Source organism: Mesorhizobium sp. ANAO-SY3R2, from assembly GCF_042466635.1.
GTDB lineage: Bacteria > Pseudomonadota > Alphaproteobacteria > Rhizobiales > Rhizobiaceae > Aminobacter.
Genome location: NZ_CP159955.1, coordinates 2,317,396 through 2,343,406, shown reverse-complemented (window position 1 = coordinate 2,343,406; position 26,011 = coordinate 2,317,396). Strand labels below are relative to the sequence as shown.

Here is a 26,011-nt window from a genome sequence, read left to right as displayed (position 1 = left end):
TTTCTGATCGGGCATAGTCGACCCCGTCCGCGCAAGCGGGCGGGGTTTTCATTTGGAACACTGCGCGTCGTCGGCCATGCAGCGGGCGCAACCAAAGAAAAACCCGCGGGATTGCTCCCGCGGGTTCCTGTTGCCTGAGAACTCTGAAAATTGTTGCGCGGTTTAACTTCCGCCGAAAATGCTGCTGGCCGCGCTCGACCCCATCTTGCCCGCGCCCGCAAGCAGCTGTCCCAGGAAGTTCTGGTCCTTGCCGCCGGTCGGCGTCGTGCGCGAAATGAAGTCGAACACCTTGCCGTCTTGCATGCCGTAATTGGCAATGTTGGTGACGCGCCCGTCTGCGCCGAAATAGACGGCGAGCACGCGCTGGTCAATGAGCTTCGGCTTGGCGAAGGCCACGGCGCGTTTACGCGTCTGGGAGATGTAGTAGAATACCTCGTTGTCGAAGGTTGCGGTGGTCGACGGCGTGCCGAGCGCCAGCAGGACCTGCTCGCGGCTGGAGCCGACCGGCACCGAATCGATCGACTGCTGGTCGATGACATAGCCCTGAGTCAGCGTCTCGCCTGGGGTCAGGTCACCGAAGGTCTTGGAGGTATTGCACGCCGAAAGGGCGACGGCAGCCGCGACCAGCGACACCGCTCCGGCCGGCCGCAGCGAAAATGGCATCTTGAATTTCAGCGAGTGCAACAACAACTCCATCCTGTCGTGCCAGAGCCCTAGCTTGCGCGAAGCCGCAAAACCGGTAAACCAGCTTGCGCGCCGATGCAACAAGGCCACTTAGCGAAACGGGTCCCCGGGAGACCGCCCTCTCATGTTCCAGCGTCTATTTGGCCGTCAACGGCAAGCCAACCGCGCCATCACCGACGCGCTCTATACACGAATCGTGGCGGCTGCGCGGCAAGAACCTTTTTATTCCGCCTGGAATGTGCCGGACACGCCGCTCGGCCGTTTCGAGATGCTGTCGCTGCACATGTTCCTGTTCCAGCACCGTCTCCGCGGTGAGGCGGGCGCGTCGGCCGAGATCGCGCAACTGCTCATCGACGAATTCTTCCTGGACGTCGATCATTCGCTGCGCGAATTGGGCATCAGCGACACCGGCGTGCCGAAGCGCATGAAAAGGCTGGCGAAAATGTTCTATGGCCGGACCGAGTCCTACAAGGATGCGCTGGAGCGCGACGACCACGCAGCACTTGCGGCAGCGCTTTCGCGCAACGTCCGGCCGGACGTCAAGGAATGGCCGGAGGTGACAGCACTTGCCGATTACGTCATTGCGGCGAATCGCGATCTGGCGGCCCAGCCTTCGCAAGACATATGTGCAGGCAAGCTGGAGTATCCGGCGCCACAGGCAGCCTGAAGGAGATCATCCATGAATCACCACGAAACTCGAAGCCCGGTTTCCTTCCCGGTCAATGTCGCCCGGCTGCCGCAAAAGGGCCAGCCGGTTGTCGTCGATGCCGACGCGAGTCAACGCGCGGCGCTGGCCGAGGCCCATGGGCTGTTGTCGGTGGAACGCTACCGGGCCGATCTTGTGGTCACCAAATGGAAGCGCAACGGCGTCAAGGTCAGCGGCCGAGTCGAGGCCGAGATCACGCAAGCCTGCATCGTCACCCTCGAGCCGGTCGAGACGAAGATCGACGAGGACGTCGAGGCGGTGTTCCTTCCTGAAGACTCCAAGCTCGGTCGGGAAGGGTTTCACGTCGGCGGCGAGATTCTGCTCGATGCCGAAGGGCCCGACAGCCCCGAGACCTTTTCCGGCGACAGCATCGATGTCGGCGCGCTTGCCGAGGAATTCTTCGGCCTGGGCGTCGATCCGTACCCGCGCAAGTCGGGTGCATCGATCCCGGATCGCTCCGCTGACATCGAGCCGATTGAGAGCGATTTCCAGAAAAAGCTCCGCCTGATCTCCAAGAAGCTTTGAAAACGGCTGCCGTTTCGCGTAATCCCGGTTGTGCGGTGAACGAAAACCGCTATTTTCGCCGGGCTTTTGCGTGCCCCGCTCCGACAACAGTGAGATGACCGACGCGTGATCAAGATTTCCATTGACGCCATGGGTGGCGATCACGGTCCCTCCGTGGTCATTCCTGCCCTGGCCAAGGTCGCCACCCGGCGCGGCGATATTCGTTTCGTCATCTATGGTCGCGAAGAAGTCGTTCGCCCAGAGCTGGCCAAGCATCCCAAGCTCGCCGCCGTCAGCGAGTTTCACCATTGCGAAGTGGCCGTCCGCATGGACGACAAGCCCAGCCAGGCGCTGCGCCACGGTCGCTGGAAGTCGTCGATGTGGAAGGCGATCGAGGCGGTCAAGTCAGGGACGTCAGACGCCTGCGTGTCGGCCGGCAATACCGGTGCGCTGATGGCCATGTCGAAATTCTGCCTGCGCACCATGGCGACCATCGATCGTCCGGCGATCGCAGCCCTTTGGCCGACGACCCGCGGCGAAAGCGTGGTGCTCGACGTCGGCGCCACCATTGGCGCGGATGCGCACCAGTTGATCGATTTCGCCATTCTCGGCACCGGAATGGCCCGCGCGCTGTTCGGCATCGAACGCCCCACTGTTGGGCTGCTGAATGTCGGCGTCGAGGAGATCAAGGGCCAGGAAGAGGTCAAGGAAGCCGGGCGCATGCTGCGCGAGGCCAACATGGCCTCGATGACCTACCAGGGCTTCGTCGAAGGCGACGACATCGGCAAGGGGGCGACGGACGTCGTCGTCACCGAAGGTTTTTCGGGCAACATCGCGCTCAAGACCGCAGAAGGAACTGCCCGCCAGATCGGCGGTTATCTGCGCGAAGCCATGAGCCGGACGCTGATGGCCAAGATCGGCTACATTTTCGCCAAGGGCGCGTTCGACCGCTTGCGCGAGAAGATGGACGTGCGTCGCGCCAATGGTGGCGTGTTCCTCGGGCTCAACGGCATCGTGGTGAAGAGCCACGGCGGCGCCGATGCGGATAGTTTCGCCGCAGCCGTCGAAATGGCCTACGATATGGTGCGGAACCGGCTGCTCGATCGCATCGAGGCGGATCTCGACCTGTTTCACGCGCGCAACCCGCACGCCGCAATGGGCCGGCCTGTCGCCAAGGCCGAAGATCAGGAATAGGAACTCTTTGAAGTGATCAGATCAGTTGTGCGCGGCATCGGTTCGGCGCTGCCCCGCCGCATCATGAAGAACGCCGATTTCGAAGGCATGGTCGAGACTTCCGACGAATGGATCGCCCAGCGCACCGGCATCCGCCAGCGCCATATCGCTGCCGACGACGAGACGACTGCTTCGCTCGGCGAGGCGGCGGCGCGCGCAGCGCTTGCCGATGCCGGGCTTACGCCCGACGACATCGATGTGATCGTGCTCGCGACCTCGACCCCGAACAACACCTTTCCTGCGACCGCGGTAGAGATCCAGAACCGCTTGGGCATGCGCCACGGCTTCGCCTTCGACATGCAGGCGGTGTGCAGCGGCTTCGTCTATGCGGTGACCACCGCCGACCTCTACATCAAAGGCGGCATGGCCAAGCGCGTCCTGGTCATTGGTTCGGAGACCTTCTCGCGCATCCTCGACTGGAACGACCGTTCCACCTGCGTGCTGTTCGGCGATGGCGCCGGGGCGCTTGTGGTCGAAGCGCAGGAAGGGCAGGGCACCATCGCCGATCGCGGCGTGCTGGCTGCGAGCCTGCGTTCGGACGGTATCCACAAGGACAAGCTCTACGTCGATGGCGGGCCTTCGACCACCGGCACCGTCGGCCATCTCCGCATGGAGGGGCGCGAGGTGTTCAAGCATGCGGTTGGCATGATCACCGACGTCGTCGAGAATGTCTTTGCCCAGACCGGCATCAGCGCCGACGATCTCGACTGGTTCGTACCGCACCAGGCCAACAAGCGCATCATCGACGCTTCGGCCAAGAAACTCGGCATCCCCGAGGAAAAGGCGGTCGTGACGGTCCATCTCCATGGCAATACGTCGGCGGCTTCAGTGCCGCTCGCGCTTTCCGCAGCCGTCGCCGACGGTCGCATCAAGAAGGGCGACCTCGTCATGCTCGAGGCCATGGGCGGCGGCTTCACCTGGGGTGCCGTTCTCCTGAGGTGGTGAGCCTGGCATAGCCTCGGTCCTTGCAAGGCACTTGCTGAAGGTCACGGATCGGTCCTTGACCTTTACGGATCAATTACTTAACCTCCGGCGCATTCGCTCAATTTGCTGTTATTTAGGATTGGACCGTCGCATGGGGGGAAAGACACTTACGCGTGCCGACCTCGCTGAATCCGTCTATCGGAAGGTCGGCCTCTCGCGCACCGAATCGGCGCAACTGGTCGAGACGGTCCTGGACGAAATCTGCGAAGCGATCGTGCGGGGGGAGACGGTCAAATTGTCGTCTTTCGCCACGTTCCATGTCCGCGACAAGAACGAACGCGTTGGGCGCAATCCCAAGACCGGCGAGGAGGTTCCGATCCTGCCGCGGCGGGTGATGACCTTCAAGGCATCCAATGTGCTCAAGAGCCGGATCCTGCGTTCGCATCAGAGCGGCAAGTCCAAGGCATCCAAGTAGCCGATTTTGGATCATGCGCAAATTCAAAGTGTTACAGCGTCCTTTGCGCGTCCAAAGGGACGCGCGGCGCTGTAATCGGTTGATAGCCTGGTGCGTGATTCGCACCGGGCTTGAATGTTGGCGCGCAAACCGCTGAAATGAACCACGATTCGTTCTTGCGAAAGTGGCGACTATGGACAAGAGCCCCGACGCCTTCCGCACCATCAGCGAAGTGGCAGAAGACCTCGATTTGCCGCAGCATGTGCTGCGGTTCTGGGAAACGCGATTCACCCAGATCAAGCCGATGAAGCGCGGCGGCGGCCGACGTTATTATCGGCCGCAGGATGTCGAGCTCATCAAGGGCATCCGTCACATGCTCTACGAGCAGGGCTACACCATCAAGGGCGTGCAGAAGCTGCTCCGGGAGAATGGCAACCAGTTCCTCGTTGCCATCGGCAGCGGCGATCTGAAGGCCGTGGAAGCGATTGCCCAGCGCAGGCAGACGGAAGCGCCGTTGACGCCCGCCGCGCTGCCCCGCACGGACGAGGAAGTGCTCGTCGGTGAGGCCAGGGCCAAGCCGAGTCGCCGATTCTTCGGCCTGGGCAAGGGTGACGACGAAGGCCCGGTATCCGCCGACAGCGGCAAGCTATCGCGAGACAACCGCGCATTGCTGCAGGAAGCCTTGTTCGACCTGCTCGAGTGCAAACGCCTGCTCGACCAGGTGCGCTGACGTCCGGATCGGCCGGGATCCGGCCCTATCGGGCAGGCCGATTTCGACAATGAACAAGATTGACGGGAAAGCCGCCGAATAGGGTTGACCGAAGCGGTATTATCAAGATACATCGCGACCGGTCCGGAGTGTAGCGCAGCCCGGTAGCGCACTTGACTGGGGGTCAAGGGGTCGTCGGTTCGAATCCGGCCACTCCGACCATTTTTCCCTTCCCCCTCTTCGATTTTGATTTGTTTCGTCGCGACTTCGCGCAGGCCTGTCGCTGCCTGCCGACGACGCTCGAATTCAACTCCTCCGCGTCCTGCCATGACAGGCATGCACGGGTTCCACGCCCGTTGTGCGCGCGCCGTTCATCTGCGTGACGCGCGTGAGCCGCCAAGCACGTTCTTTATCTTGTCGCCTTCATCGTTGAACATGATCGTGACCCTGTCGCCTGGGTTTAGCCTGGGAACGGCGACGTGGCGGGGGATGGTATAGCTCCTGCCGTTCTGAAGCTTGATCACCCGGGTTGAAGGGTTGTAGCTTGCGACGGTGCCCTGTGCCTGGCGGGCGAGCGCTACGCCTGTCATCAGCGCAAGCGCGGAAATGGCTATAATTAGCCTTCTCATGACGGTGCTCCACCAAATCGGATGTTGCGGCCTCCAATGCCCAGCTTCCCTACAAACGCAGTTGGCCAAGAATGGTTACGCGTAAATCGATCGATTTAGACTGCGGTGCGGTCACAGTTTGGTGTCGTCCCGGGTCGTGGCAGACGTTGGTGCCTGGCCGAGCGGCGCGAGATCGAGGCTAGTGAAGTCTTCCCTGTAGAGGCGGCGGGGATAGCGCGTTGAAACCAGGATGCGCCCCGGGCGGCCGGCCGTGCGTGGCGTTGTTCGTCGCCAGGAACCGATACCACGTCACCGGGCTGGCGAGGCCGCCGTCGCATGAGATGATGGATAGCCTCTATCCCGCGATGGCCCGTGGTGGCGACGCGACATTGCTCGGGAGAGTTTGATGGCCGCCACCCATCGGCATAGGAGGGGGCGACATCGGTCTTCACGCAGAAAAGCCATGGGAGGGAGGACCCATGGCTTTCTCTTGCAACATGCGTGCTGCCGGGAAGTAAGTCGACTGGAGGTGAAGACTTACTTGAGGACTGCGCGAACCTTGTCGCCTTCGTCATTCAGCTGGATCGATACCTTGTCGCCATCCTGTATCGCAGGGATCGCGACGTCGCGTGGGACAGTGTAGCTGTTGCCGTTCTCCAGTGTAATGACGCGCGTTTGGGCGTTGAACTTGCTAATAACTCCAGAAGCCGAAGAAGCAAAAGCGGCGCCAGACATGACGGCGAGGGCCGAAGCGGCAATGATGATCTTGTTCATTATTGTAGGCCTTTCATTTCCTTGTCGCGAAACGATTTTTATATTTTCTGTTTCGCTTGCCACCACCAGATAGGCCCTTTCGTTGTTAAATGCGATAGCCGGAGCAGTCACTTATCGGTCACAAAAAAGTCACACCGAGTTGAGCCCGAAATCGGTGCCGGACTGTTCACAATGAAGGCGATATGTGGCCCGCCAGCTGTGGTGGGGGACTCAGTCGACCTGGCCGGCAAGCCGGCGCTGATGACGGCTTTCGAGTGCTATCGCACCCCAGATCAGGCCGAGCAGCAGGTAGAAGTGGCGCCAGTGGTCGGTATCGATGACCGTACCGAGAGCGATGTGGCCGAGGAAGACGACATAGGCCGACAGAAGGTAGGGCTGCCAGGGCCGATCGCGAAGCAGGATGCGGAAGCCGGCGGCGACGGTCCATATGATTAACGTCAGATAAGCGGCAAAGCCCAGCCAGCCATAGTCCATCAGCGCCTTGAGCCAGATGTCGTGCGTATCTTCGCCGTAGATCTGTCCGAAAACCAGCGGGCCGATGCCGAATGGCCTTTCGGTGGCCAGCAGGAACCCGGTGCCGAAGCGTGCGAAGCGGCCCATGCGGGCGCCGTCATAGTCCTGGACCAACTGGGCGCGGACGGTGAACAGCTCGGCGACGCTCGGGATCTGCAGCGCGATCAACAGTGCGATCGCCAGCAGCGCCACGGCCGCGATGCTCATGACGACAATTCTGAGCCGGAATTTTCCGCTGTTGCTCTGCAGGAAAAGAAATCCAGTCAGCAATGTCGCGGAGGCGCCGAACAGACCCCAGGCGCCGCGGGAGAAGGATAGAAAGATACCGCCGGTGATGATCAGGAGCGGAATGGCATAAATCGCCATCCTGGCAGGGTTGCCGGTCAGCACGCGGTAGAGCAGGTAGATGCCGGGCAGTGCCAGATATGGCCCGAACAAGTTCGGGTCCTGGAAGCCCCCTGCCGCGCGGCCGTACTTGGTGAACATCTCCGCGCCCGGTACTGCGCCGAAATAGCCCAGAATGCCTAGCAGCGAGGTGAAGACGGCCGACGCGATCCAGGCGAGGAAGATGACCCGATAGAGCTTCGGGTCGGTTTCGGTGACGGCGGCAAAGAAAACCGCGGTGAAGGCGAGAAACAGCGATACCGCCAGATAGAGTGGCGTGTTGGCGATGTCCGACATCTGCGTCATCGAGATCATGCCGCCGATGTTGAAGGCCACCAGCAGCACGAGCAGCGGCGCGATTGCCGGTGAAATGCGCAGGCCGAACAGCGACCAGACCGCAATCAGGCCGGCCATGTAGAGCTCATAGGGGGCCGGTTCGCGGATGACGAAGCCCGACAGCAAGACACCCAGCGCGATGGCGCCGGTGGAAATGAGGCCGATCAGCTTGGCGTTGATCGCCCCCTGCGGCAATTCATGGGTGATCGCACTCAATAGGCGTTTTCCGTGTCGAGCAGGCGAATGGGTGTGAGGAACAAAATCTTGATGTCGAACCAGAGCGACCAGCGCTCGATGTAGTCGAGGTCGAACTCGGTGCGTTTGCGGATCTTCTCGTGCGTGTCCGTCTCGCCGCGCCAGCCATTGATCTGCGCCCATCCAGTCACGCCGGGCTTCACCTTGTGGCGGGCGAAATAACCGTCGACCACCTCATTGTAGAGACGGTTTTGAGACAGGGCCTCCATCGCGTGCGGGCGCGGTCCGACAAGCGACAAGCTGCCGAACAGAGCATTGAAAAACTGCGGCAGTTCGTCGATCGAGGTCTTGCGGATGATGCGGCCGACGCGGGTAACGCGCGGGTCGTGCTTGGTCACCAATTTGCGTGCGGCTGGATCGCCCTGGTCCGCGTACATCGACCGGAACTTGTAGACCTCGATCAGTTCGTTGTTGAAGCCGTAGCGCTTCTGCTTGAACAGCACCGGCCCCTTGCTTTCGAGCTTGATGGCGATGGCCGTCGCGAGCATCAGCGGCGAAAAGACGACGATGCCGAGCAGGCTGAAGACTATGTCGAAGGCGCGTTTGGCGACCGAATCCCAGTCGTTGATCGGCTTGTCAAAGATGTCGAGCATCGGCACGGCGCCGATATAGGAGTAGGAACGCGGCCGGAACTGCAACTGGCTCGAATGCGCCGATAGCCGGATGTCGACCGGTAGCACCCATAGTTTCTTGAGCAGTTGCAGGACGCGCGTCTCCGCCGTCAGCGGCAGCGAAACGATCAGCATGTCGATGCGCGCGATGCGGGCGAACTCCAGCAACTCCGAGACGGTGCCGAGCTTTGGATAGCCAGCTACGATCGGGGGTGAGCGGCGGTCGTCACGGTCATCGAAGATGCCGCAAATGCGGATGTCGTTGAATGGCTGCTGTTCGATCGAGCGGATGAGCGTCTCCGCCGCCTTGCCGCCGCCGACGATGAGGGCGCGGCGCTCCATGCGACCGTCGCGTGCCCAGCGACGGAGGAGGTGCGCCAAGGCAAGCCGCAGGCCAATCAGCAAGGCAAGGCCTGCGACGAACCATGTGCCGAACAGGAGACGGGAGTAGTCGGCCGAGACCTTCATGAAAAAGGCGGTCACTGCCATGAGCGCAAAGGTCACGGCCCAGCAAAGCGCCATGCGCCCGAGGGTGACGCCTGGACGCAGGAGCGACTGGAGCTGGTAGCAATCCATGACTTCGAAGAAGATCACCGCGCCGATGGAGGCGGCAACAATGACGGCCGGGTACTGCCAGCCGAGTTCTTCGAGAAAGCCAACGTGATAGAGATAGAGCGACAGCCCCAACGCTGTGAGCAGGGCGAATTCCGCGATCCGCAAGACGCCGCTGACCATGACCGGAGACATGGTATCGCGCCGGTATTGGCTGGCAACTTCCCTGGCAACCTTGCTCAGACGGGAGCTGGTCTTCTTGCTGTCGCTGCTTGCTGCTTTGACCGCCTCGGCAGTGAAGCGGCCAGCTGGATCGTTTTTGGTCATGGTCGTCGATCTGTAAACTGGCTGAACTGTCGCCAGATCGACTATCACCTATGGCCTAAGAAACCCTTGAGCTGGGAATTCGACTTCTAGGTACTTGCGAGGGCCGAGTGGTAGGCCGCTTCGACATTTGCCGCCATGACTGCGACGCTGAATCGTGCCTTGAGGTCGGTATTCGTCGGCATGGTGGCGGCATATGCCGCGGGCGATTGAAGGGCGAGTGCCATCTTCTCCGCGATTTCGTCTGTTTCCGGGCTGACAAGCGCTGGCGAGTTCGGGCCGAAGATTTCGGGAATGCCGCCGACAGCGGACGCAATGATCGGCATGCCTGCGGCGAGGGTCTCCAGCACGATATATGGCATTGCTTCGGCGCGCGAAGGCACGACTACGCAATTGGCGAGGGCAAAGGCCTGGCGGGCAGGCATCGGCGCCATGAACCGAACCTGGTTGGCGAGCCCCAGTCTTTCGACTTGAGCCCGGTAGCTTGGCAGGTCATCGCCATCGCCGACCATCACCGCGGACACACTCCTTTTGACGCGCAGCACAACATCGGCGAGCGCATCGATGAAGAGATCGGGCCCCTTCAGGTCGCGCATCATGCCGATGTAGAGAAAGTCGGCCGGGTGGCTGGTGGGATGCACCGGCTCGAACTCGTTGTCCCGCAAGCCGTTGTAGACCAGGCTGTTGGGTGCGCGAGGCTTGCCGACCTTGCGGAAATAGGTGCGGCGCTCGTAGTCCGACACGAAGAGAAGCTGGTCGGTGAAGCGCTCCATCAGACGTTCGAGACCGAAGAGGAACTTTCCCTTCGCCGACTTCTCGTCATAGTGCAGGCTGCCGCCATGCGGCGAATAGAGGCGGGCCACGCGAGACCTTGAAACCCGCAACAGTGAGCCGAACGCACGCGCATAGACACCGCCTTTGGCGCCATGTCCGTGCAGCACGTCCGGCTGCAATTCCTTGACTATCTTGTAGCTGTGCCAGGCGGCAACAGCGTCGCCTGGGCCGACATGGCGCTGCATCGGCGTGCGGTGCACTCCGAGCGCGAGCATGGGCTTTATCGTCTCGAACAGACGCTCTTCATGCTCGCCGCCCGTGGTCGAGTCGCAGACGATGCCGACTGAATGCCCGGCAGCCACCTGCGCTTCTGTCAGGTCGCGCACATGCCTGAAGATGCCGCCGACCGGCGACCTGAAGCAGTGGACGATGCGCAGCTGGCGCGGTGAGTTCTGCGGCGCGGTCAAGTTGACGGTCACTTTAGAAGAACCGCTCGCGGACATAGATGGTATCGCCGGGCAGAAGCGGGTCACTGGTCACCACCCGTCCGGTCATCACCTTGCCGTTGATGTCGCGTGTAATATCGACATCGGCCTGGTTGGCGCGGGCGCTGTAGCCGCCGGCCATGGCCACGGCCTTTTGCACAGTCAGTCCCGGCACATAGGAATATTGCCCCGCGGCTCCTACTTCGCCCATGACGAAGATTGGACGGTAGCGATCGACCTCGACCGAGACGTCAGGGTTGCGCAAAAAGCCCTGGCGCAGCTTTGCGGCGAGCGCGGCTTCGAGTTGCTTCGGCGTGCTGCCGCGCGCCGGTACTGCGCCGACGAGTGGGAAGGAGATGTGGCCCGACTGGTCGACGCTATAGGTGTTGCTCAAGCCTTCCTGCTCGAAAACGGTTACGCGGATGCGGTCGCCTGCGCCGAGCTGATATGGTTTGTCGAGCACTTCATGGAAGGCTTCTGGTGCCGGCTTGTAGCTCGAGCAGCCAGCCGCGACCAGCATGAGGGCGATGAACGCGTGACGAATGGGGAGTGGTCTTTTCATTGCTGGCGACGCGCCTTCGACTGCTTGCCGCCATGCTGCGGCTACCGGTTCGCCATCGTTATCGACTTGTTAGGGTTAATGCCCGGTAAAGGCCGCGCAGTTCGCGCTCCCGTGGGTTTCGCCGCAAGCGCTGCAATCTTAACGCATGGGTTACCATGTTTGTTTACCGTGCGCCTGCAAAGTCTCGGAGCAAGAATTTATGTCAGGCACTCAGTCTACTGCCGGTGATGTCGATGTCGACCTCCGCCATCTCTTCGCCAGCCTCATCAGGAACTGGCCGCGATTGGCATTGGTTGCAATCGCTGCAACCGGCTTGGCCTTTGTTCTGACTTCGATGACACCTCCGAAATACCGCGCCGAAACGCGGCTCCTCATCGAAACGCGGGAGTCGGTGTTCACGCGGCCTGGTGGTGGCGGCGACGAGGGGCCGATCCTTGATGGGGAGGGGGTGGCCAGCCAGGTCGAGGTGATCGGCTCGAGCAACATCCTCAAGCAGGTGGCCACGAAGCTCGACCTGGCCAGCCGGCCAGAATTCCAAATCGCGACCGAGATGTCGACTTTGTCCCGACTGCTCGTGATTGCCGGACTGAAGAGCGATCCAGGCGAACTGTCGGCCGAGGATCGCGTGCTCAAGACACTCAGCGAAAATCTGACTGTCTATCGTGTTGAAAATTCCCGCGTCATCGTCATCCAGTTCTCGTCGCGAGACCCGAAGCTCGCTGCCGATGTGCCGAACGCGGTCGCCGACGTCTACATGGAATTTCAGCGCAATTCGAAGCTCGAATCGAACACCGAGGCAACTGATTGGCTGAAGCCTGAGATCGCTGATCTTTCCACGCAGGTGAAAGAGGCAGAAGCGCGAGTCGCGAGCTTCAGGGCGCAGTCCGATCTGCTTATGGGTCAGAACAATTCCGTCCTGTCCACGCAGCAGCTTTCCGAGCTTTCCAGCGAACTGTCGCGGGTGCGCGCAAACCGTTCCGCCGCCGAAGCCACGGCCCAGCGCGTGCGCGAGGCGCTCAAGGGTGGCGGCTCGCTCGATGCGATGCCCGAGGTCCTGTCATCAGGACTCATCCAGCGTCTGCGCGAGCGGCAGATCCAGTTGCGCAATGACATAGCGGACCTGTCCACGACGCTGCTTCCGAACCATCCCCGCATCAAGGCGCTGAACTCGCAGCTTGCCGATCTCAACGCGCAGATCAGGACGCAGGCCGAAAAAGTGGTCAACGGCCTGGTCAACGAGGCATCCAACGCCGACATGCGCGAACGCCAGCTGATTGCCGACCTCAACACGCTGAAGGCCGAGTCGGCGCGCGCCTCGGAGCAGGAGGTCGAACTGCGGGCACTGGAGCGCGAGGCAGCGGCCCAGCGAGCGCAGCTAGAATCCTATCTGACCCGTTATCGTGAGGCTTCGTCGCGCCAGGACCGCAACTACCTGCCGGTCGATGCACGCATCTTTTCGCGCGCTAACGTGCCTTCGGATCCCTATTTTCCCAGAATCGTGCCGATCGTCGGTGCCGCCTTCGTCGGCTCGCTGCTTTTCATGGCGATCGTCACCCTGCTGCAGGAACTGTTCTCTGGCCGCGCGATGCGCCCGGCGGCAGGTGCGAACGTTGCCCCGGTACCACAGGTGGCAATGCCGGCGCTCCGGGCGGCCAGCCTGTCTGATGCGGCAAACGCCCGGGTTCGCAACGAAGCCGAGGCGCCACTGGCCCAGTCGGTGCCTGTCAGCGGGACGGGCGTTCACGCTGGCGTGAGTATCGAAGCGGCGGCGGAAAAACTCATTGCCGGTGGTGCCGCGCGCGCCATCTTCGTCTCGCCCGAGGGCGACGATGCTGCTGCAACTGCAGTGCTCGTGGCACGCGAGGTGGCCGACACCGGGCTGCGCGTGCTGCTGATCGATCTCACCGCTTCGGGCGCGGCATCAAGGCCGATGCTCGATGGCGGCCGCTATCCCGGCGTCACCAATCTTCTCGCCGCCGAGGCCCAGTTCACCGATGTGATTCGTGCCGATCACTATTCGGATTGCTATGTACTGCCGGTAGGTACTGTCGACCCGGCGCGCGCCATGCGCGCTGCCGATCGCCTGCCGATCATTCTGCAATCGCTGACGAGTGCCTATGATCTGCTGGTGGTCGAGTGCGGTCCGGCGAACGCCGATGAGATCCGTCGTCTCGTGGGCGAGGGAACCGAAGTTCTGGTCAGCTTCCTGGAACATGACGATCACGTCACTGACGCGGCCGACGGCCTTCGCTCTGGCGGCTACGAAGATCTGATTCTGGTGACGCCGGCTGGTCGCGACCTGCCGACGACACCGCAGCCGACGCGTTCGGCTGCCTGATTTCAGTCCTCTCCGGCAAGCGCGGCTTTGCCGCGCGCGCCTGTCCGCAACCGCCTGACGAGGGCCCATAGGGCATGGTTGCCCTTGATCGCGGCTTTGATGCGCGAACTTGCCTTGATGCCAAGTGCGTAGATGCGCCCTTTGGCAGACAGTGGCACCAGCACGTCAGCGTGGCGGATTTCGAGGTCGCACCAGTTGCGCTTGTAAGGCTCGTCGCCGACGCTGAAGTCGTAGATGCCGAATCCCTGCTCGCAGGCTTCCGAGATGTTGTCGAAGAACAGGTATTCGCCCGGACTGATATAGGCGAGGTCGTCGTCCATGATGGCGCCGAATTCGCAGATGAGACGGCTTCCGGCGCGGCTTGAACCAGTGACCGCGCGATATCTTCCATCCGCCTCGAGACCGTGCAGGACAAAGGCAGGCTCGTCCTGCTTGAGCGCGTCGGCAAACAGCCTGCGGAAGAAGCTGCGGACTTCGGCTGGGGCGAAAACGTCGGTAATGCCCATTGCAGCGAAGCGCTGCTTCTTCATCGCGAAGAAGGCGTCAAGCATGGCATTTGTTTCCGCCTCGGTGGTCGCCACCACCCGTCGCGCCCCGCCGACTGCATCATATTTGCGCTCCTGGCTGCGATGGCGCTTGCGCTTCTTTTTGCCGGGGGTCCGGCCGAGGACGGCCTCGAAACCGCCATCCAGGTCGACCGCCAGGGCGATGTTTGGGCTGGGCGCCGACGGAAGGGTCAGCAGCGGGTTAGGTAGACCGTCGAAATCGCCGATCAGACGCTCAAGCACGACCGCGTCGATATCTCGCCTTGCCGCCTTGATCGCGCCGATGAGTTTCTGGACATCGGCCGCGTCGGCCGTGGCGAGCCATTTCTTGTCTGAGGCCGGGAAATTGCCGTTGGCGTGTTTGCCGCTCAGGAACCGCGCGATACGGAATGGTCCTTCCTGGCAAACCTCCAGGGCAAGCGCGAGCACGACGCGGCCTTGCACTGTCAGCATGGCGACAACGGCATCCGAGCCTGTCGCTTCCAGCCAGCCGGATACCCACTTCGGGCTCTGTGCCGGCGCAAAGACAGCCAGCCGGGAGAATTCGCCATAGGCGGCGATCGTCTCCTTCGAGGCATGAAAGGCGGTCGCTGTGGAAGCCGAATCGACGGTCGGGCGCGGAGTGGTGCTATTTCTGCGCCAGCCAGTCGTGTCAACCATACTTCAATCCTTGCCGTCTATAGAGGGCTGTGGGCATTGCCCAGGCAAACTCCGTATGGCCAAGCCTAGGTGCTACAACCTAGTTGTTAATGGTGAAGGAATGATCGACGCAGCCCGAAAACTGGCCTTCAAGATGATCAGCTACGGTGGCCTCGGCGCGCTCGCCAAGCCGTTGGTCGGCGGCGTCGGCGCGATCCTCATGCTCCACCGCGTGACGGAATCCCCGGAAGCTGCTGAAGGTCCCAACCGTGGTCTCGTCATCGCGCCGCAATTTCTTGATGCGCTGATCGGTGAAATGAAGCGCATGGGTTGCAGCTTCGTTTCGATGGACGAGGCGGTGGGGCGGCTTCGATCCGGCAGCAACCGAGGGCAGTTTGCGGCAATCACTGCCGACGACGGCTACCGTGACAACATGACCGAAGCGCTGCCGGTGCTCGAAAGCCATTCAGCTCCGATCACGATTTACGTGGCGCCAGGGCTCACTTCCGGAGATGTCGCCCCCTGGTGGGAGGCTCTCGACGGGCTGGTGGCGGCGGGAAGACCGCTTGCGGTCAAGCTGTCTGACGGAGAAATGCGTTTCGACTGCTCGACGGCCAAAGGGCGGACCGATGCGTTCCGACATTTGTCGAACCATCTAACCGGCCAAGTGCGCGAAGAGGACCAGGCCGCCGTACTGCACGGCTGGGCGGCAATGGCAGGCTACGACGCGTCGTCACCGGGCCGCGCACTGCTGATGAATTGGGACGAGATCAGGCGGATTGCAGCACATCCGCTGGTCACCATCGGCGCGCATACGGTTCATCACTACAATCTGAAGCGGCTGAGCAAGGAGGCCGCGATCCAGGAAATGTATCGGTCGCGCAGCATGATCGAGGCAGAGATCGGCAAGGCGCCGCAGCATTTCGCCTATCCCTATGGCAACCCGGCAGCAGCAGGGCAGCGTGAATCCGAGCTGGCGCGTGAAGCCGGCTATCGCTCCGCGGTCACCACGCGCCACGGTGTGCTGCTGCCCGAACATGTCCAGCACCTGCATGCGCTGCCGCGCCTTTCGGTCAATGGGCGGCACCAGGACATTGTGACCATGCGCGCCATGCTGACGGGAGCGACGACGCTTCTGGCAAATCGCGGCAAGCGGCTGGTGACGGTTTGAAAATCAGCGGTTGGTTTTCTTCGACGGCGTGACCATCCATTTGATGATCCACATTGCCGGCAGGACCCACAGCAGGCCGCTGAGGAAGAAGAAGGCAAGGTGGACGACTGGGCCGGACTCCGCAAGTTGCGCCACTGCCACCGTAGTCGCGACCAGCGCGTAGACGATCACCAGCAGCACCAGCAGCACGGTACCGATCAGCTTCTTGACGCGAACTGGCATTTCTTCATCCTTTGTCCGAGCACGGCGCGCCCACCTGGAGGCGCATGGGGCCGCTCTGACATCTTGAGCCGGCGGCATCCTGCCTCGAAAACCATTCCCGATCTCGAGGCCGATGCGCTAGGCCTCCGCATAGTCTCTCCGGCCTGCCCACGCAACCGGGGAGGGCATGCGACGCAGCGGCGCGACCGCTTGTCGCGTGGTCAGTTGCGCCGCTATGGTCCACCAGTCCTGCGGTTTCGAATGCGCCGGGAACGATCGCCATGTCCGCCACGACCAATATTGCCGCACCGCTTGCCGAACGCGACAAGGAGCTACGCAATCGCGCGCTCGTCCGGGGCTGGCTCTATGTCGTGCTGATCGTATTGTTTGCGCTGGTCATGGTGGGTGGCGCCACGCGCATGACCGGCTCGGGGCTCTCCATCACCGAATGGAAGCCGATCCACGGTGTCATCCCGCCGCTCAATCAGGCGGAGTGGCAGGAGGAATTCGAAAAGTACCAGCAGATTCCGCAATACGAACAGATCAACAAGGACATGACCGTTGACGAGTTCAAGGGCATCTTCTGGTGGGAATGGGCGCACCGGCTGCTCGCCCGTGGCGTCGGCTTCCTGGTCGCCATCCCGCTCGCTTTCTTCTGGCTTACGGGCCGTCTTGAGCGTCGGCTGAAGCCCCGCCTCGTCGGGCTTCTGGCGCTGGGCGGCCTGCAGGGCGCGGTCGGCTGGTGGATGGTCGCGTCCGGGCTTTCGGAGCGCGTTTCGGTCAGCCAGTACCGGCTGGCGATCCATCTCACCTTCGCCTGCATCATCGTGACCGCGGTCGCCTATATCGCCAGAGGGCTTGCGACCTATTCTGAACCACCCGCCAATCGGCAGGTCCAGCGCTTCGCCGGCATCATGGTGCTGTTCGTGCTGTTCCAGATCTATCTCGGCGCTCTGGTCGCCGGCCTGCATGCCGGTCTAAGTTACAATACCTGGCCGCTGATGGACGGTGCCATTGTCCCTGGCGACCTCTGGGTGATCGAACCGGTCTGGCGCAATTTCTTTGAAAGCCCCAAGACCGTGCAGTTCATCCACCGGATGTTTGCCTACACCTTGCTGGTCGTGGCGCTATGGCACGCTTTTTCGACCACGCGAGCTGCGCCGAGAACGACGCATGCGCGCCGCGCCTGGCTGCTTGTGCTTTTGATCCTGTGTCAGGCGGCCATCGGCGTCGGTACGTTGCTGATGCAGGCGCACATGCACTGGGCGCTGCTGCATCAGGGTTTTGCGCTGGTCGTTCTGATCTTCGCCACCGCCCATTGGCGCGGCACCAAGGGGGCTTATCCGCTTGAAACCGACGTCGAGGTCAGAAGCTAGCCCGCACCGCGCGGATCGCTGCCACGACGGCGAGTTCGCTCTGCTCGTCCTCGTCGTTCTCGTCTTCGGCATGCCAGGATGACGACAGACAGCCCCAAGCGATGGCGTGGTCGAGGATGACGTCCGGACGCTGACCAAGCGTCCTCGCGAATGTCTCGGCCATGTAGGCGATGCGCTTGGGCGCGAGGCTGAGGTCGTGGCGATAGAGCGGATTGTAGAACAGGTTCGCCGCGTCGAAGCCGGGATCGCCGAGCAAGCCCTTGGGATCGATCACCAGCCAGCCGCGCTCGCCCAACAGGATGTTGTCGTGATGAAGGTCGCCATGTAGCACCCTGATGTCGTGTGGATCTGAGAGTAGGCGCTCCGCGATCCCTGCCGCCTCCGCATATAGGGACTTCGTGCCGGCATCGCTTTCGGCCCTGGCCTTCTTGAACAGGCTGGCGTAGCGCTCACCCAGCGGCTGCAAGTCAGCTGGGGGCGGGGTGTCGGACGGCGAGAACAGCCGCGCCATGACCTCATTGGCGATGTCAGTCGCATGGCGGTCGCCATGCTCGTTCAGTTCGGTGGTCAGATGCCGGTCGCCGGCATACTCAAGCAGCATGTCGTGCCCCTCGAACTGCAGCAGCCGGATCGCGCCAACGCCGTTGCGCCAGCTCAGGTAGTGCACGCCGCGCAACTCGTCGCCGACGTCATCGAACGGCTTCAGCGCCTTGACGATCGCCGGCCTGCCGTCAGCCAGCCGCACCTTCCATATGCGGCTGGAGAATGTCTCGGCGATGAGCTCCGGCTCGCTGACGTTCCAGTGGGCCGGAAAAATCGCCGGGTCCATTCAGTGATGGAGTCCGAGCATCAGGTCCATGTTCTGCACCGCAGCGCCTGACGCACCCTTGCCGAGATTGTCGTAGACGGCGATCAGCAGCGCCTGCGCGGCCTTGTCGTTTGCGCTGACATAGAGCTTCATCTTGTTGGTGCCGTTGTAGATTTCCGGCTGGATGTCGGCGCTGCGCTCGAAGTCGACCAGCGGCGCCACTTCAACCACGCCGCCCTTCAGGCCGGCATAGTGGTCGGCGAGCGCTGCATGAAGTTCGGCGCCCGTCGGCACCTTCTTCAGGCTGCCGAGCTGCAGCGGAACGACAGTGATCATGCCTTGCGCGAAGTTGCCGACCGCCGGCTGCATGATCGGGTCATGCGAAAGCTTGGCATAGGCGCGAATCTCCGGCACGTGCTTGTGCTTGAGCATCAGGCCGTATGGCAGGAACTCGGGTGCGTCCTCGCCCTGCGCTTCGTAATCCTCGATCATCTGCCGGCCGCCGCCGGAATAGCCCGAAATGCCATTGACCGTGACCGGGTAGTCGGCCGGCAGCAGGCCGGCGGTGACCAGCGGGCGCAAGCCCGCGATCGGACCCTGCGGCCAGCAGCCGGGATTGGCGACGCGCTTGGCAGCGGCGACGGCCTTGGTCTGGGCTTCGTCCATTTCCGGAAAGCCGTAGGTCCAGCCGTCGGCCACGCGGTGCGCGGTCGAGGCGTCGATCACGCGCGTCGTGTCATTCTTGATCAGCGCGACGCTCTCCTTGGCCGCGTCGTCCGGAAGGCACAGGATAGCGACATCTGCCGCGTTGAGGAACTCGGCGCGCGCGGCAAGGTCCTTGCGGCGCTCGACGGGAACCGAAATCATCTCGATATCGTTGCGCCCAGCGAGCAGCGCCCTGATCTGGAGGCCTGTCGTGCCGTGCTCGCCGTCGATGAAGATTTTCGGTTTCATGTGCCTGTCGTTCCGTCGAAAAAGAAGTCGTGTCAGAGGGTTGTGGCCAAAATCGGACTCTAACCCGGAGGTCGTTGATTCAGTGTCTCAGCCGCCGTTGCGTGCCTTCTTCTCGGCCAGTAGGCCGAGATAGTGCATGGCGACCGTCGAGCCCGCGATGGCGGTAATATCGGCATGGTCGTAGGCCGGTGCAACCTCGACGATGTCGGCGCCAACGATATCGATCTGTGTCATCTGGCGCAGCACCGAAAGGATCTTTGCCGAGGAGGGGCCGCCTGCCACCGGCGTGCCAGTTCCCGGTGCATAGGCGGGGTCCAGGCAATCGATGTCGAAGGTGACATAGGTCTTCTTGCCGCCGGTGCGTTCGGCGATCGCATAAGCGATGTCGGCGGCCCGCATCTCCTCGACATCGTGTCCGTAGAGGATCTTGATGCCGAAATCGTCGGGTGCATGGGTGCGGATGCCGATCTGGATCGAGCGGTCGGGATCGATGATGCCGTCCTTGACCGCGCGGCCGACGAAGGAGCCGTGATCGATGCGCTTGCCGTCATCGGGCCAGGTGTCCTGGTGAGCGTCGAACTGCACCAGCGCCATCGGTCCGTGGATCGCGGCATGGGCTTTGAGCACCGGCCAAGTGACGAAATGGTCGCCTCCGAGCGTCAGCAGGAACGCACCGGATTTCAGGATCTTGGTAGCTTCGCGCTCGATGGTGCCGGGCGTTTTCTGATGGTTGCCGCTGTCGAGCAGGCAGTCGCCATAATCGATTACCGCGAGGTCGTCGAACAGATCGCGATGGAACGGATACTGCGGGTCGCAGTCGAAGATCGCCGAAGCGCGGCGGATCGCCTGCGGGCCGAAGCGCGCGCCCGGCCGGTTGGTGACGGCGGCGTCGAAGGGAATGCCCCAGACGACTGCGTCGGCGCCGGCGACGTTCTTTGAATATTTGCGGCGCATGAAGGACAAGGCCCCCGCATAAGTCGGATCACCCGAGCGGCCCTTTGTGTTCCGCGCGGTAAAAGCGTGATCGATCGACGATGCGGGCATGGCAGTCTCCTCATTCGGTCTTTCGGAAGTCGTGGCGCCAGAACTACAGAAGCCGGGCGCAAGATGCCAGCCCCGTGGTGCAACGCGTATGACAAGCTGCGCTTCAGCGTACTGTTGTTGTTCAGCCACCAAAGAAAAAGGCCACCCGAAGGCGGCCTTTTCCGAAATTCCGATCTGCGAGGCGCTTAGCGCTTCGAGAACTGGAAGCTACGACGGGCCTTGGCCTTACCGTACTTCTTACGCTCGACGGTACGGCTGTCGCGGGTCAGGAAGCCGCCCTTCTTGAGCACGCCGCGCAGCGCCGGCTCGTAGTAGGTCAGCGCCTTGGAGATGCCGTGACGAACGGCACCCGCCTGGCCCGACAGGCCGCCGCCGACGACGGTGGCAACGATGTCGTACTGGCCGACGCGGTTGGCCGCGACGATCGGCTGGTTCAGGATCATCTGCAGCACGGGGCGCGCGAAGTATGCCGCGAATTCCTTGCCGTTGACGATGATCTTGCCGGAACCCGGCTTGACCCAAACGCGAGCGATGGCGTCCTTGCGCTTGCCGGTGGCATAGGCGCGGCCGCTCTTGTCGAGCTTCTGGACGTGGACCGGAGCTGCCGGCTGTGCGGCGACAGCGACGGTGCCGAGTTCTGCGAGCGAGCTGAGATCAGCCATAATTACGAGGCCTTCTTGTTCTTGGCGTTCAGCGCGCCGACGTCGAGCGTCTCGGGCTGCTGGGCGACATGCGGATGTTCGGCGCCTGCGTAGACGCGGAGATTCTTCATCTGGCGACGGCCAAGCGGACCGCGCGGGATCATGCGCTCAACGGCCTTCTCGAGCACGCGCTCGGGGAAACGACCCTCGAGCAGCTGGCGCGCAGTGCGCTCCTTGATGCCGCCGGGATGGCCGGTGTGCCAGTAGTAGACCTTGTCGGTGTACTTCTTGCCGGTGAACACGACCTTGTCGGCATTGATGATGATGACATTGTCACCGTCGTCGACGTGGGGCGTGAAGGTGGGCTTGTTCTTGCCGCGGAGAATGTTGGCGACGATAGTGGCGAGACGGCCGACGACGAGACCCTCGGCGTCGATCAGCACCCACTTCTTCACCACGTCCGCAGGCTTCTGCGAAAAGGTTGCCATGGATAAATGCTTTCGTTTGGGACCTTCCGAAGAAGGCGTTTCTTGTTGCTTTTATTGGCCAACGGACGGTGCCGCTCGCCAATAACAAAACGGCGGCCATTTCGGGCCGCTGCTTTGGATGGGCTTATAGGCGAGGGCTAACGGCGCGTCAAGCTTGTCGACTTGCGGGTCGCGGCGAAAAGAGGCGCAAAAACAAAGCGATAACTAGGCGGTATTATTTTACCTCATTGCTGCTGCGCTTCGGTGGGATGGAATAGGTTCCGGTGGCGTGCGCCACGGTCTGGCGATCGGGACCGGCGACGATGTCGATGTCGAAGACCATCAGGCTCTTGCCAAGCTTGAGGATCCGGCAATGCCCGTCGATCGGTCCGGTCTCGGCCTTGCGCATGAAGTTGATGTTGAGGCTGGTCGTGACCGAGAGCGCGTCGGGGCCGGCATGGCTGAGCACGCAGACGTAGCCGCCGATGTCGGCAAGCGTGAACAGGGAGGGCCCTGACACGGTACCGCCTGGCCTGAGGTGGCGTTCGTCGGCGTTGAGGCGTACCGTACAGCCTCCAGGGAACACCTCGATCGCCTGATAGAAATCATATTGGTCGTTGAGCTGCGGATAGGCGCCCTTGAGGAGGTCGTTAACCTCGTTCGCGTTCATCACTGGCTTCAGGTGCATCTGTTCGGGCATGGTAGCTTCCATTTCTATCCTCGGTTGCATCGAGGTCGCCGTGAAGTCGCGTTCGTCCGTGCTCGCATTGATGAAGCATGGCTGGGAACCAAGTTCGGCTGAATGCGTATATGCCTATGGTTCGACTGAGGCGATTCTTTCGCCGCGCATCGAATCCAGAGAGGGATAATATGGCAGAAATCGTCGCCATGAAGGGCAGCACAGCGGAAGGTCCGGTTTGGTCCAGCTTCGACAGGGGCGTTCTGCGCCTGGTTCTGGCCAATCCGCCGGCCAATGCGCTGTCGCTCGACACCATGGCTGCATTGCAGGCGCAACTTGACGCCGCCCGCGACGACAAGTCCGTTCGGGTGATCGTGCTGGCAGCCACGGGCAAGGTCTTCTGTGCCGGGCACGACCTCAAGGAAATGACGGCGCACAGAAGTGATGCCGATCGTGGTCGCGCGTTTTTCGAGCTCACCATGTCGCGCTGCGCAGCACTGATGCAGTCCATCGTGCGCCACCCCAAGCCTGTTATTGCCGAGGTCGACGGGCTGGCGACGGCGGCGGGCCTGCAACTGGTCGCAAGCTGCGATCTCGCCATTGCTTCGGACCAGTCGAGCTTTTGTACGCCCGGCGTCAATATCGGACTGTTCTGCTCGACGCCGATGGTGGCGCTTTCGCGCAACGTCTCGCGCAAGCAGGCGATGGAGATGCTGCTGACGGGCGAAACGATCGATGCGACGAGTGCGCGCGACTTCGGCCTCGTCAATCGCGTGGTGCCGCGCGAGTACCTGAAACACATTGTCGGCAAATACGCTCAAACCATTGTTTCGAAATCGCCTTTGACGCTGAAGATCGGCAAGGAGGCATTCTATGCCCAGGCCGAGATGGGACTGGGCGAGGCTTATGACTATGCCGCCCGCGTCATGGTCGAGAACATGCTGGCAAAGGATGCGGAAGAGGGCATCGGAGCATTCATCGAGAAGCGCGAACCGGAGTGGAAGGGGGAGTAGGTGGAGCCGAGAATCTCGCTTGTGACGCTGGGGGTCGACGACCTCGATCGCGCCGTGCGCTTCTATGAGGCAATGGGCCTCAAGCGCAACATGAACGCCACGGACGGCGTCGCCTTCTTCCAGATGGGCGGCCTCGTGCTTGGCCTCTGGGGGCGAGAGCACCTTGCGACCGACGCTGGCATCTCCGCTGGGAGGTCCGGATTTTCCGGTATCTCGCTCGCCTATAACACACGCACCGAAGCCGAGGTTGACGAACTCCTGACCAAGGCCGAACGCTCAGGCGGGCGCATCGTCAAGTCGGCGCAGCGGGCATTCTGGGGCGGCTGGTACGGCTATTTCGCCGACACCGAGGGGCACCTGTGGGAAGTCGCGCACAACCCCGACTTCCCGATCGCCGAGGACGGCAGCATCTCACTGCCGTAGGAGCCACCTTTCAGCCACGCTCGGCAAAGGCCTTTTCGACCACATATTCGCCCGGCGTTGCATTGTTGCCCTCGCTCATGCCCAGCCCTTCAAGAATGTCGCGCATGTCGGCGATGAAGGCCGGGCTGCCGCACAGCATGGCGCGGTCGTTCTTTGCGTCCATCTCCGGCAGGGCAATGTCCGAAAACAGCGTGCCCGAGCGGATGAGGTCGGTGATGCGGCCGCGGTTGCGGAAAGGTTCGCGCGTCACCGTCGGATAGTAGACCAGCTTCTCCGAAAGCAGCTCGCCGAAATATTCGTTGGCCGGAAACTCGCTGGTGATCTGCTCCTTGTAGGCGAGTTCGTCGGTCTGGCGGCAGCCATGCACCAGCACGACGCGTTCGTAGCGTTCGAAGGTCTCGGGATCGCGGATCAGGCTCATGAACGGCGCAAGCCCGGTGCCGGTGCCGAACAGGTAGAGATTGCGGCCGGGCCGGACGTTGCCGAGCAGCAGCGTGCCGGTCGCCTTGCGCCCAACGACGATGCTGTCGCCAACGGCAAGATGCTGGAGCCGCGAGGTCAGGGGGCCGTCAGGAACCTTGATCGACAGGAATTCGAGTGTTTCGTCGTAGTTGGGGCTGACCACGCTATAGGCGCGCAACAAGGGCTTGCCGTCCACTTCCAGTCCGATCATTGCGAACTGGCCGTTTTCAAAGCGGAAAGAAGGGTCGCGCGTCGTGGTGAAGGAAAACAGCGTGTCGGTCCAGTGGTGCACGCTCAGCACCTGCTGCTGGGTAAGGTTGCTCATTCCCTGCGCTCCTCGGCTAAGGGTTTAGGTCCAGTCGGACGTGGGTCGTTTGGTTCGGGAGGTGCCTAGACCGCCAGGTGGCGCTGCTTGATTCCCGGATCGGCGTCGAATTCCTGCCAGCTGCCGCGGAAGGCGATGCGGCCGGTGTCCATGACGAGCAAGGTGTCGGTCGTCTGCCGCGCGAACCAGATGTTCTGCTCGCACAGAAGCAGCGCCGCCTGCTCGGCCTCGCACAGTTCGCGGACATTCTCCGCCAATTGCTCGACGATTGCTGGCGCAAGCCCCTCGGTCGGTTCGTCGAGCAGCAGCAGGCGAGGGCGGCAGGCGATGGCGCGGGCGATCGCCACCATCTGCTGCTGGCCGCCGCTGATCTGGCCGCCGCCGCGCTCGCTGATCGGCTGCAGCATCGGGAAGCGGTCGACGATCTCCTGCGGCGGTATGGCCTTGCGGCCCGGCGCGGTGGCGTAGGTTGCCATCTGGATATTCTCGCGCACAGTCAGATGCTGGTAGATGCGCCGGTCCTCGGGCACGAGCTGGAGGCCGAGGCGGGCCCGCTTGTAGGTGGGCAGGGCGGCAATCGACTTGCCTTCCCAGCGCACCTCGCCATTGACAGTCGGTCCGGCGTTCATGATCGACTTGAGCAAGGTCGACTTGCCCGCGCCATTGCGGCCGATGACAGCGACGCGGCCGAGTGCCGGAACCGCTAGGTCGACGCCGTGCAGGATATGGCTGCCGCCGTAGAATGCGTTGATGCGGCTTGCTTCAAGCATGTTGCGCCTCCTTGCCGAGATAGACGTCGCGGACGACCGGATCGGCGCGGATCTCCTCGATGCTGCCCTGCGCGATCTTGCGGCCCTGGTTCATGACCATGATCCGGTCGGCGAGACCGAAGATGACGCCCATGTCGTGCTCGGTCATCACCACTGTCAGACCGCTGCCCTTGCCGCTGATGCTGCGGATGAGTTCCGTCACGCCGACGCGGTCGCTCGGCGACATGCCGGCAGTCGGCTCGTCCAGCATCAGGATCTTTGGCCGGCCCGCGAGGGTTATGCCGAGTTCCAGGCGCTTCTTGTCACCATGCGAAAGCTCGGAAGCGGGTGTCCTGGCCTTCTTGTCTAGGGACAGCCGGACGAGGATGTCATGCACCTCGTCGAGTGTCGCCCGTGAGGGCCTGACGGCATACCAGGGCGCGTCCGACTTGCCGGTGTTTTTCAGCCGGGCCTCGACGGCGACGATGAGGTTTTCCTCCGAGGTCATATCCTTGTAGACGCGCGCTACCTGGAACGTCCTGCCCATGCCGGCGCGGGTGCGCTTGTAGGCTGGGTCCCTTGTCACGTCCCTGCCGAGGAACTCGACCTTGCCGGCCTCGCAGCCGACCTCGCCGGTCATGACCTTGAACAGCGTAGTCTTGCCCGCACCGTTTGGGCCGATGATTGCGAAGGTCTCGCCCTCTGATATCTCGGCGTCGATGCCGTGCAGCACCTTGTGAGCGCCGTAGCTCTTGTCGACGGAACTTAGACGGATGATGGCCAT

The 26,011-nt window shown here is 62.3% G+C and carries 29 protein-coding genes and 1 tRNA gene; 12 read left to right on the top strand and 18 right to left on the bottom strand.

Annotated elements, in window-relative coordinates; genetic code table 11:
* Nucleotides 1–162 precede the first annotated feature (162 nt).
* Complete coding sequence (locus tag ABSY17_RS16380) at nt 163–684, bottom strand: outer membrane protein assembly factor BamE (protein ID WP_378942984.1); 522 nt, start codon at nt 682–684, stop codon at nt 163–165.
* A gap of 124 nt (nt 685–808) precedes the next feature.
* Between ABSY17_RS16380 and ABSY17_RS16375 the strand changes: the two genes are divergently transcribed.
* The 7 genes from ABSY17_RS16375 (at nt 809) to ABSY17_RS16345 (ending at nt 5,436) form a co-directional block, all read left to right on the top strand.
* Nucleotides 809–1,351 (top strand): ubiquinol-cytochrome C chaperone family protein, encoded by a 543-nt coding sequence (locus ABSY17_RS16375; protein ID WP_378942982.1) that lies wholly within the window; start codon nt 809–811, stop codon nt 1,349–1,351.
* A 12-nt stretch (nt 1,352–1,363) separates the two neighbouring features.
* Nucleotides 1,364–1,915, top strand: coding sequence for a YceD family protein (locus tag ABSY17_RS16370; protein WP_378942980.1), 552 nt, complete (start codon nt 1,364–1,366; stop codon nt 1,913–1,915).
* A gap of 105 nt (nt 1,916–2,020) precedes the next feature.
* Nucleotides 2,021–3,088 carry a phosphate acyltransferase PlsX gene (plsX, locus tag ABSY17_RS16365; protein WP_378942978.1) on the top strand — a complete coding sequence of 356 codons (1,068 nt, stop codon included), beginning with the start codon at nt 2,021–2,023 and terminating at the stop codon, nt 3,086–3,088.
* Between the two features lie 12 nt (nt 3,089–3,100).
* A complete protein-coding gene (locus ABSY17_RS16360) occupies nt 3,101–4,072 on the top strand; it encodes a beta-ketoacyl-ACP synthase III (RefSeq protein WP_378942976.1) in 972 nt (323 codons plus the stop codon).
* Nucleotides 4,073–4,202: 130 nt separating this feature from the next.
* Nucleotides 4,203–4,526, top strand: a complete 324-nt coding sequence (locus tag ABSY17_RS16355; protein WP_378942973.1) for an integration host factor subunit alpha — start codon at nt 4,203–4,205, stop codon at nt 4,524–4,526.
* A gap of 172 nt (nt 4,527–4,698) precedes the next feature.
* Nucleotides 4,699–5,235 carry a MerR family transcriptional regulator gene (locus tag ABSY17_RS16350; protein ID WP_378942971.1) on the top strand — a complete coding sequence of 179 codons (537 nt, stop codon included), beginning with the start codon at nt 4,699–4,701 and terminating at the stop codon, nt 5,233–5,235.
* A 124-nt stretch (nt 5,236–5,359) separates the two neighbouring features.
* Nucleotides 5,360–5,436 (top strand) — tRNA-Pro (locus ABSY17_RS16345).
* Between the two features lie 149 nt (nt 5,437–5,585).
* Here the strand turns inward: ABSY17_RS16345 and ABSY17_RS16340 are convergent.
* The 6 genes from ABSY17_RS16340 to ABSY17_RS16315 form a co-directional block, all read right to left on the bottom strand.
* Nucleotides 5,586–5,843 carry a hypothetical protein gene (locus ABSY17_RS16340; protein WP_378942969.1) on the bottom strand — a complete coding sequence of 86 codons (258 nt, stop codon included), beginning with the start codon at nt 5,841–5,843 and terminating at the stop codon, nt 5,586–5,588.
* A 516-nt stretch (nt 5,844–6,359) separates the two neighbouring features.
* Nucleotides 6,360–6,596 (bottom strand): DUF1344 domain-containing protein, encoded by a 237-nt coding sequence (locus tag ABSY17_RS16335; RefSeq protein ID WP_378942968.1) that lies wholly within the window; start codon nt 6,594–6,596, stop codon nt 6,360–6,362.
* A 210-nt stretch (nt 6,597–6,806) separates the two neighbouring features.
* Nucleotides 6,807–8,045, bottom strand: coding sequence for an O-antigen ligase family protein (locus tag ABSY17_RS16330; RefSeq protein ID WP_378942965.1), 1,239 nt, complete (start codon nt 8,043–8,045; stop codon nt 6,807–6,809).
* Nucleotides 8,042–9,574 (bottom strand): undecaprenyl-phosphate glucose phosphotransferase, encoded by a 1,533-nt coding sequence (locus ABSY17_RS16325; protein WP_378942963.1) that lies wholly within the window; start codon nt 9,572–9,574, stop codon nt 8,042–8,044. The genes ABSY17_RS16330 and ABSY17_RS16325 overlap by 4 nt, the downstream gene beginning before the upstream one ends.
* 86 nt (nt 9,575–9,660) lie before the next feature.
* Nucleotides 9,661–10,731 (bottom strand): glycosyltransferase, encoded by a 1,071-nt coding sequence (locus ABSY17_RS16320; RefSeq protein ID WP_378952756.1) that lies wholly within the window; start codon nt 10,729–10,731, stop codon nt 9,661–9,663.
* A 94-nt stretch (nt 10,732–10,825) separates the two neighbouring features.
* Nucleotides 10,826–11,392 carry a polysaccharide biosynthesis/export family protein gene (locus tag ABSY17_RS16315; RefSeq protein WP_378942961.1) on the bottom strand — a complete coding sequence of 189 codons (567 nt, stop codon included), beginning with the start codon at nt 11,390–11,392 and terminating at the stop codon, nt 10,826–10,828.
* A 199-nt stretch (nt 11,393–11,591) separates the two neighbouring features.
* On the opposite strand from ABSY17_RS16315, the gene ABSY17_RS16310 reads away from it, so the two are divergent.
* On the top strand, nt 11,592–13,730 hold the full coding sequence (locus tag ABSY17_RS16310) for a GumC family protein (protein WP_378952753.1): 2,139 nt from the start codon (nt 11,592–11,594) through the stop codon (nt 13,728–13,730).
* A 2-nt stretch (nt 13,731–13,732) separates the two neighbouring features.
* Here the strand turns inward: ABSY17_RS16310 and ABSY17_RS16305 are convergent, their stop codons facing one another.
* Nucleotides 13,733–14,935, bottom strand: coding sequence for a GNAT family N-acetyltransferase (locus tag ABSY17_RS16305; RefSeq protein ID WP_378942959.1), 1,203 nt, complete (start codon nt 14,933–14,935; stop codon nt 13,733–13,735).
* Between the two features lie 100 nt (nt 14,936–15,035).
* Between ABSY17_RS16305 and ABSY17_RS16300 the strand changes: the two genes are divergently transcribed.
* Nucleotides 15,036–16,085, top strand: coding sequence for a polysaccharide deacetylase family protein (locus ABSY17_RS16300; RefSeq protein WP_378942956.1), 1,050 nt, complete (start codon nt 15,036–15,038; stop codon nt 16,083–16,085).
* A 3-nt stretch (nt 16,086–16,088) separates the two neighbouring features.
* On the opposite strand, the gene ABSY17_RS16295 is transcribed toward ABSY17_RS16300, so the two are convergent.
* Nucleotides 16,089–16,307, bottom strand: coding sequence for a DUF2842 domain-containing protein (locus ABSY17_RS16295; RefSeq protein WP_378942954.1), 219 nt, complete (start codon nt 16,305–16,307; stop codon nt 16,089–16,091).
* A gap of 260 nt (nt 16,308–16,567) precedes the next feature.
* Here ABSY17_RS16295 and ABSY17_RS16290 point away from each other — a divergent pair, with 260 nt between their 5' ends.
* A complete protein-coding gene (locus tag ABSY17_RS16290) occupies nt 16,568–17,662 on the top strand; it encodes a COX15/CtaA family protein (protein WP_378942951.1) in 1,095 nt (364 codons plus the stop codon).
* Here ABSY17_RS16290 and ABSY17_RS16285 read toward each other — a convergent pair.
* The 6 genes from ABSY17_RS16285 to ABSY17_RS16260 all read right to left on the bottom strand — a co-directional run bounded on the left by ABSY17_RS16285 (nt 17,652) and on the right by ABSY17_RS16260 (nt 22,276).
* Nucleotides 17,652–18,491 (bottom strand): aminoglycoside phosphotransferase family protein, encoded by an 840-nt coding sequence (locus ABSY17_RS16285; RefSeq protein WP_378942949.1) that lies wholly within the window; start codon nt 18,489–18,491, stop codon nt 17,652–17,654. The two genes, ABSY17_RS16290 and ABSY17_RS16285, sit on opposite strands and share 11 nt — an antisense overlap.
* Nucleotides 18,492–19,424, bottom strand: a complete 933-nt coding sequence (argC, locus tag ABSY17_RS16280; protein ID WP_378942947.1) for an N-acetyl-gamma-glutamyl-phosphate reductase — start codon at nt 19,422–19,424, stop codon at nt 18,492–18,494.
* An 87-nt stretch (nt 19,425–19,511) separates the two neighbouring features.
* Nucleotides 19,512–20,468 (bottom strand): agmatinase, encoded by a 957-nt coding sequence (gene speB / locus ABSY17_RS16275; protein WP_378942945.1) that lies wholly within the window; start codon nt 20,466–20,468, stop codon nt 19,512–19,514.
* 185 nt (nt 20,469–20,653) lie between these two features.
* Complete coding sequence (gene rpsI / locus ABSY17_RS16270) at nt 20,654–21,130, bottom strand: 30S ribosomal protein S9 (RefSeq protein ID WP_378942943.1); 477 nt, start codon at nt 21,128–21,130, stop codon at nt 20,654–20,656.
* Between the two features lie 2 nt (nt 21,131–21,132).
* Nucleotides 21,133–21,597 carry a 50S ribosomal protein L13 gene (gene rplM / locus ABSY17_RS16265; RefSeq protein ID WP_378942941.1) on the bottom strand — a complete coding sequence of 155 codons (465 nt, stop codon included), beginning with the start codon at nt 21,595–21,597 and terminating at the stop codon, nt 21,133–21,135.
* Between the two features lie 214 nt (nt 21,598–21,811).
* On the bottom strand, nt 21,812–22,276 hold the full coding sequence (locus tag ABSY17_RS16260) for a PaaI family thioesterase (RefSeq protein ID WP_378942938.1): 465 nt from the start codon (nt 22,274–22,276) through the stop codon (nt 21,812–21,814).
* A gap of 170 nt (nt 22,277–22,446) precedes the next feature.
* Between ABSY17_RS16260 and ABSY17_RS16255 the strand changes: the two genes are divergently transcribed.
* Complete coding sequence (locus ABSY17_RS16255) at nt 22,447–23,268, top strand: enoyl-CoA hydratase (protein ID WP_378942936.1); 822 nt, start codon at nt 22,447–22,449, stop codon at nt 23,266–23,268.
* Nucleotides 23,269–23,691 (top strand): VOC family protein, encoded by a 423-nt coding sequence (locus ABSY17_RS16250; RefSeq protein ID WP_378942934.1) that lies wholly within the window; start codon nt 23,269–23,271, stop codon nt 23,689–23,691. It begins immediately after the preceding gene.
* 10 nt (nt 23,692–23,701) lie between these two features.
* On the opposite strand, the gene ABSY17_RS16245 is transcribed toward ABSY17_RS16250, so the two are convergent.
* From ABSY17_RS16245 to ABSY17_RS16235, 3 genes are all read right to left on the bottom strand, one after another.
* The gene (locus tag ABSY17_RS16245) at nt 23,702–24,478 is read right to left on the bottom strand and encodes a ferredoxin--NADP reductase (RefSeq protein ID WP_378942931.1); all 777 of its coding nucleotides are present in this window, start codon (nt 24,476–24,478) and stop codon (nt 23,702–23,704) included.
* A 65-nt stretch (nt 24,479–24,543) separates the two neighbouring features.
* A complete protein-coding gene (locus ABSY17_RS16240; RefSeq protein WP_378942929.1) occupies nt 24,544–25,248 on the bottom strand; it encodes an ABC transporter ATP-binding protein in 705 nt (234 codons plus the stop codon).
* Entirely contained in the window at nt 25,241–26,011 is a 771-nt protein-coding gene (locus tag ABSY17_RS16235; RefSeq protein WP_378942927.1) for an ABC transporter ATP-binding protein, read from the bottom strand. The genes ABSY17_RS16240 and ABSY17_RS16235 overlap by 8 nt, the downstream gene beginning before the upstream one ends.

Excerpts from the sequence above, each read along its gene's own strand:
- ABSY17_RS16375 (WP_378942982.1), top strand. The coding sequence starts at position 809 with ATGTTCCAGCGTCTATTTGGCCGTCAACGGCAAGCCAACCGCGCCATC.
- ABSY17_RS16370 (WP_378942980.1), top strand. The coding sequence starts at position 1,364 with ATGAATCACCACGAAACTCGAAGCCCGGTTTCCTTCCCGGTCAATGTC.
- ABSY17_RS16355 (WP_378942973.1), top strand. The coding sequence starts at position 4,203 with ATGGGGGGAAAGACACTTACGCGTGCCGACCTCGCTGAATCCGTCTAT.
- ABSY17_RS16350 (WP_378942971.1), top strand. The coding sequence starts at position 4,699 with ATGGACAAGAGCCCCGACGCCTTCCGCACCATCAGCGAAGTGGCAGAA.
- ABSY17_RS16340 (WP_378942969.1), bottom strand. The coding sequence starts at position 5,843 with ATGAGAAGGCTAATTATAGCCATTTCCGCGCTTGCGCTGATGACAGGC.
- ABSY17_RS16335 (WP_378942968.1), bottom strand. The coding sequence starts at position 6,596 with ATGAACAAGATCATCATTGCCGCTTCGGCCCTCGCCGTCATGTCTGGC.
- ABSY17_RS16325 (WP_378942963.1), bottom strand. The coding sequence starts at position 9,574 with ATGACCAAAAACGATCCAGCTGGCCGCTTCACTGCCGAGGCGGTCAAA.
- ABSY17_RS16315 (WP_378942961.1), bottom strand. The coding sequence starts at position 11,392 with ATGAAAAGACCACTCCCCATTCGTCACGCGTTCATCGCCCTCATGCTG.
- ABSY17_RS16310 (WP_378952753.1), top strand. The coding sequence starts at position 11,592 with ATGTCAGGCACTCAGTCTACTGCCGGTGATGTCGATGTCGACCTCCGC.
- ABSY17_RS16305 (WP_378942959.1), bottom strand. The coding sequence starts at position 14,935 with ATGGTTGACACGACTGGCTGGCGCAGAAATAGCACCACTCCGCGCCCG.
- ABSY17_RS16300 (WP_378942956.1), top strand. The coding sequence starts at position 15,036 with ATGATCGACGCAGCCCGAAAACTGGCCTTCAAGATGATCAGCTACGGT.
- ABSY17_RS16295 (WP_378942954.1), bottom strand. The coding sequence starts at position 16,307 with ATGCCAGTTCGCGTCAAGAAGCTGATCGGTACCGTGCTGCTGGTGCTG.
- ABSY17_RS16290 (WP_378942951.1), top strand. The coding sequence starts at position 16,568 with ATGTCCGCCACGACCAATATTGCCGCACCGCTTGCCGAACGCGACAAG.
- ABSY17_RS16285 (WP_378942949.1), bottom strand. The coding sequence starts at position 18,491 with ATGGACCCGGCGATTTTTCCGGCCCACTGGAACGTCAGCGAGCCGGAG.
- argC (WP_378942947.1), bottom strand. The coding sequence starts at position 19,424 with ATGAAACCGAAAATCTTCATCGACGGCGAGCACGGCACGACAGGCCTC.
- speB (WP_378942945.1), bottom strand. The coding sequence starts at position 20,468 with ATGCCCGCATCGTCGATCGATCACGCTTTTACCGCGCGGAACACAAAG.
- rpsI (WP_378942943.1), bottom strand. The coding sequence starts at position 21,130 with ATGGCTGATCTCAGCTCGCTCGCAGAACTCGGCACCGTCGCTGTCGCC.
- rplM (WP_378942941.1), bottom strand. The coding sequence starts at position 21,597 with ATGGCAACCTTTTCGCAGAAGCCTGCGGACGTGGTGAAGAAGTGGGTG.
- ABSY17_RS16260 (WP_378942938.1), bottom strand. The coding sequence starts at position 22,276 with ATGCCCGAACAGATGCACCTGAAGCCAGTGATGAACGCGAACGAGGTT.
- ABSY17_RS16255 (WP_378942936.1), top strand. The coding sequence starts at position 22,447 with ATGGCAGAAATCGTCGCCATGAAGGGCAGCACAGCGGAAGGTCCGGTT.
- ABSY17_RS16245 (WP_378942931.1), bottom strand. The coding sequence starts at position 24,478 with ATGAGCAACCTTACCCAGCAGCAGGTGCTGAGCGTGCACCACTGGACC.
- ABSY17_RS16240 (WP_378942929.1), bottom strand. The coding sequence starts at position 25,248 with ATGCTTGAAGCAAGCCGCATCAACGCATTCTACGGCGGCAGCCATATC.
- ABSY17_RS16235 (WP_378942927.1), bottom strand. The coding sequence starts at position 26,011 with ATGGCCATCATCCGTCTAAGTTCCGTCGACAAGAGCTACGGCGCTCAC.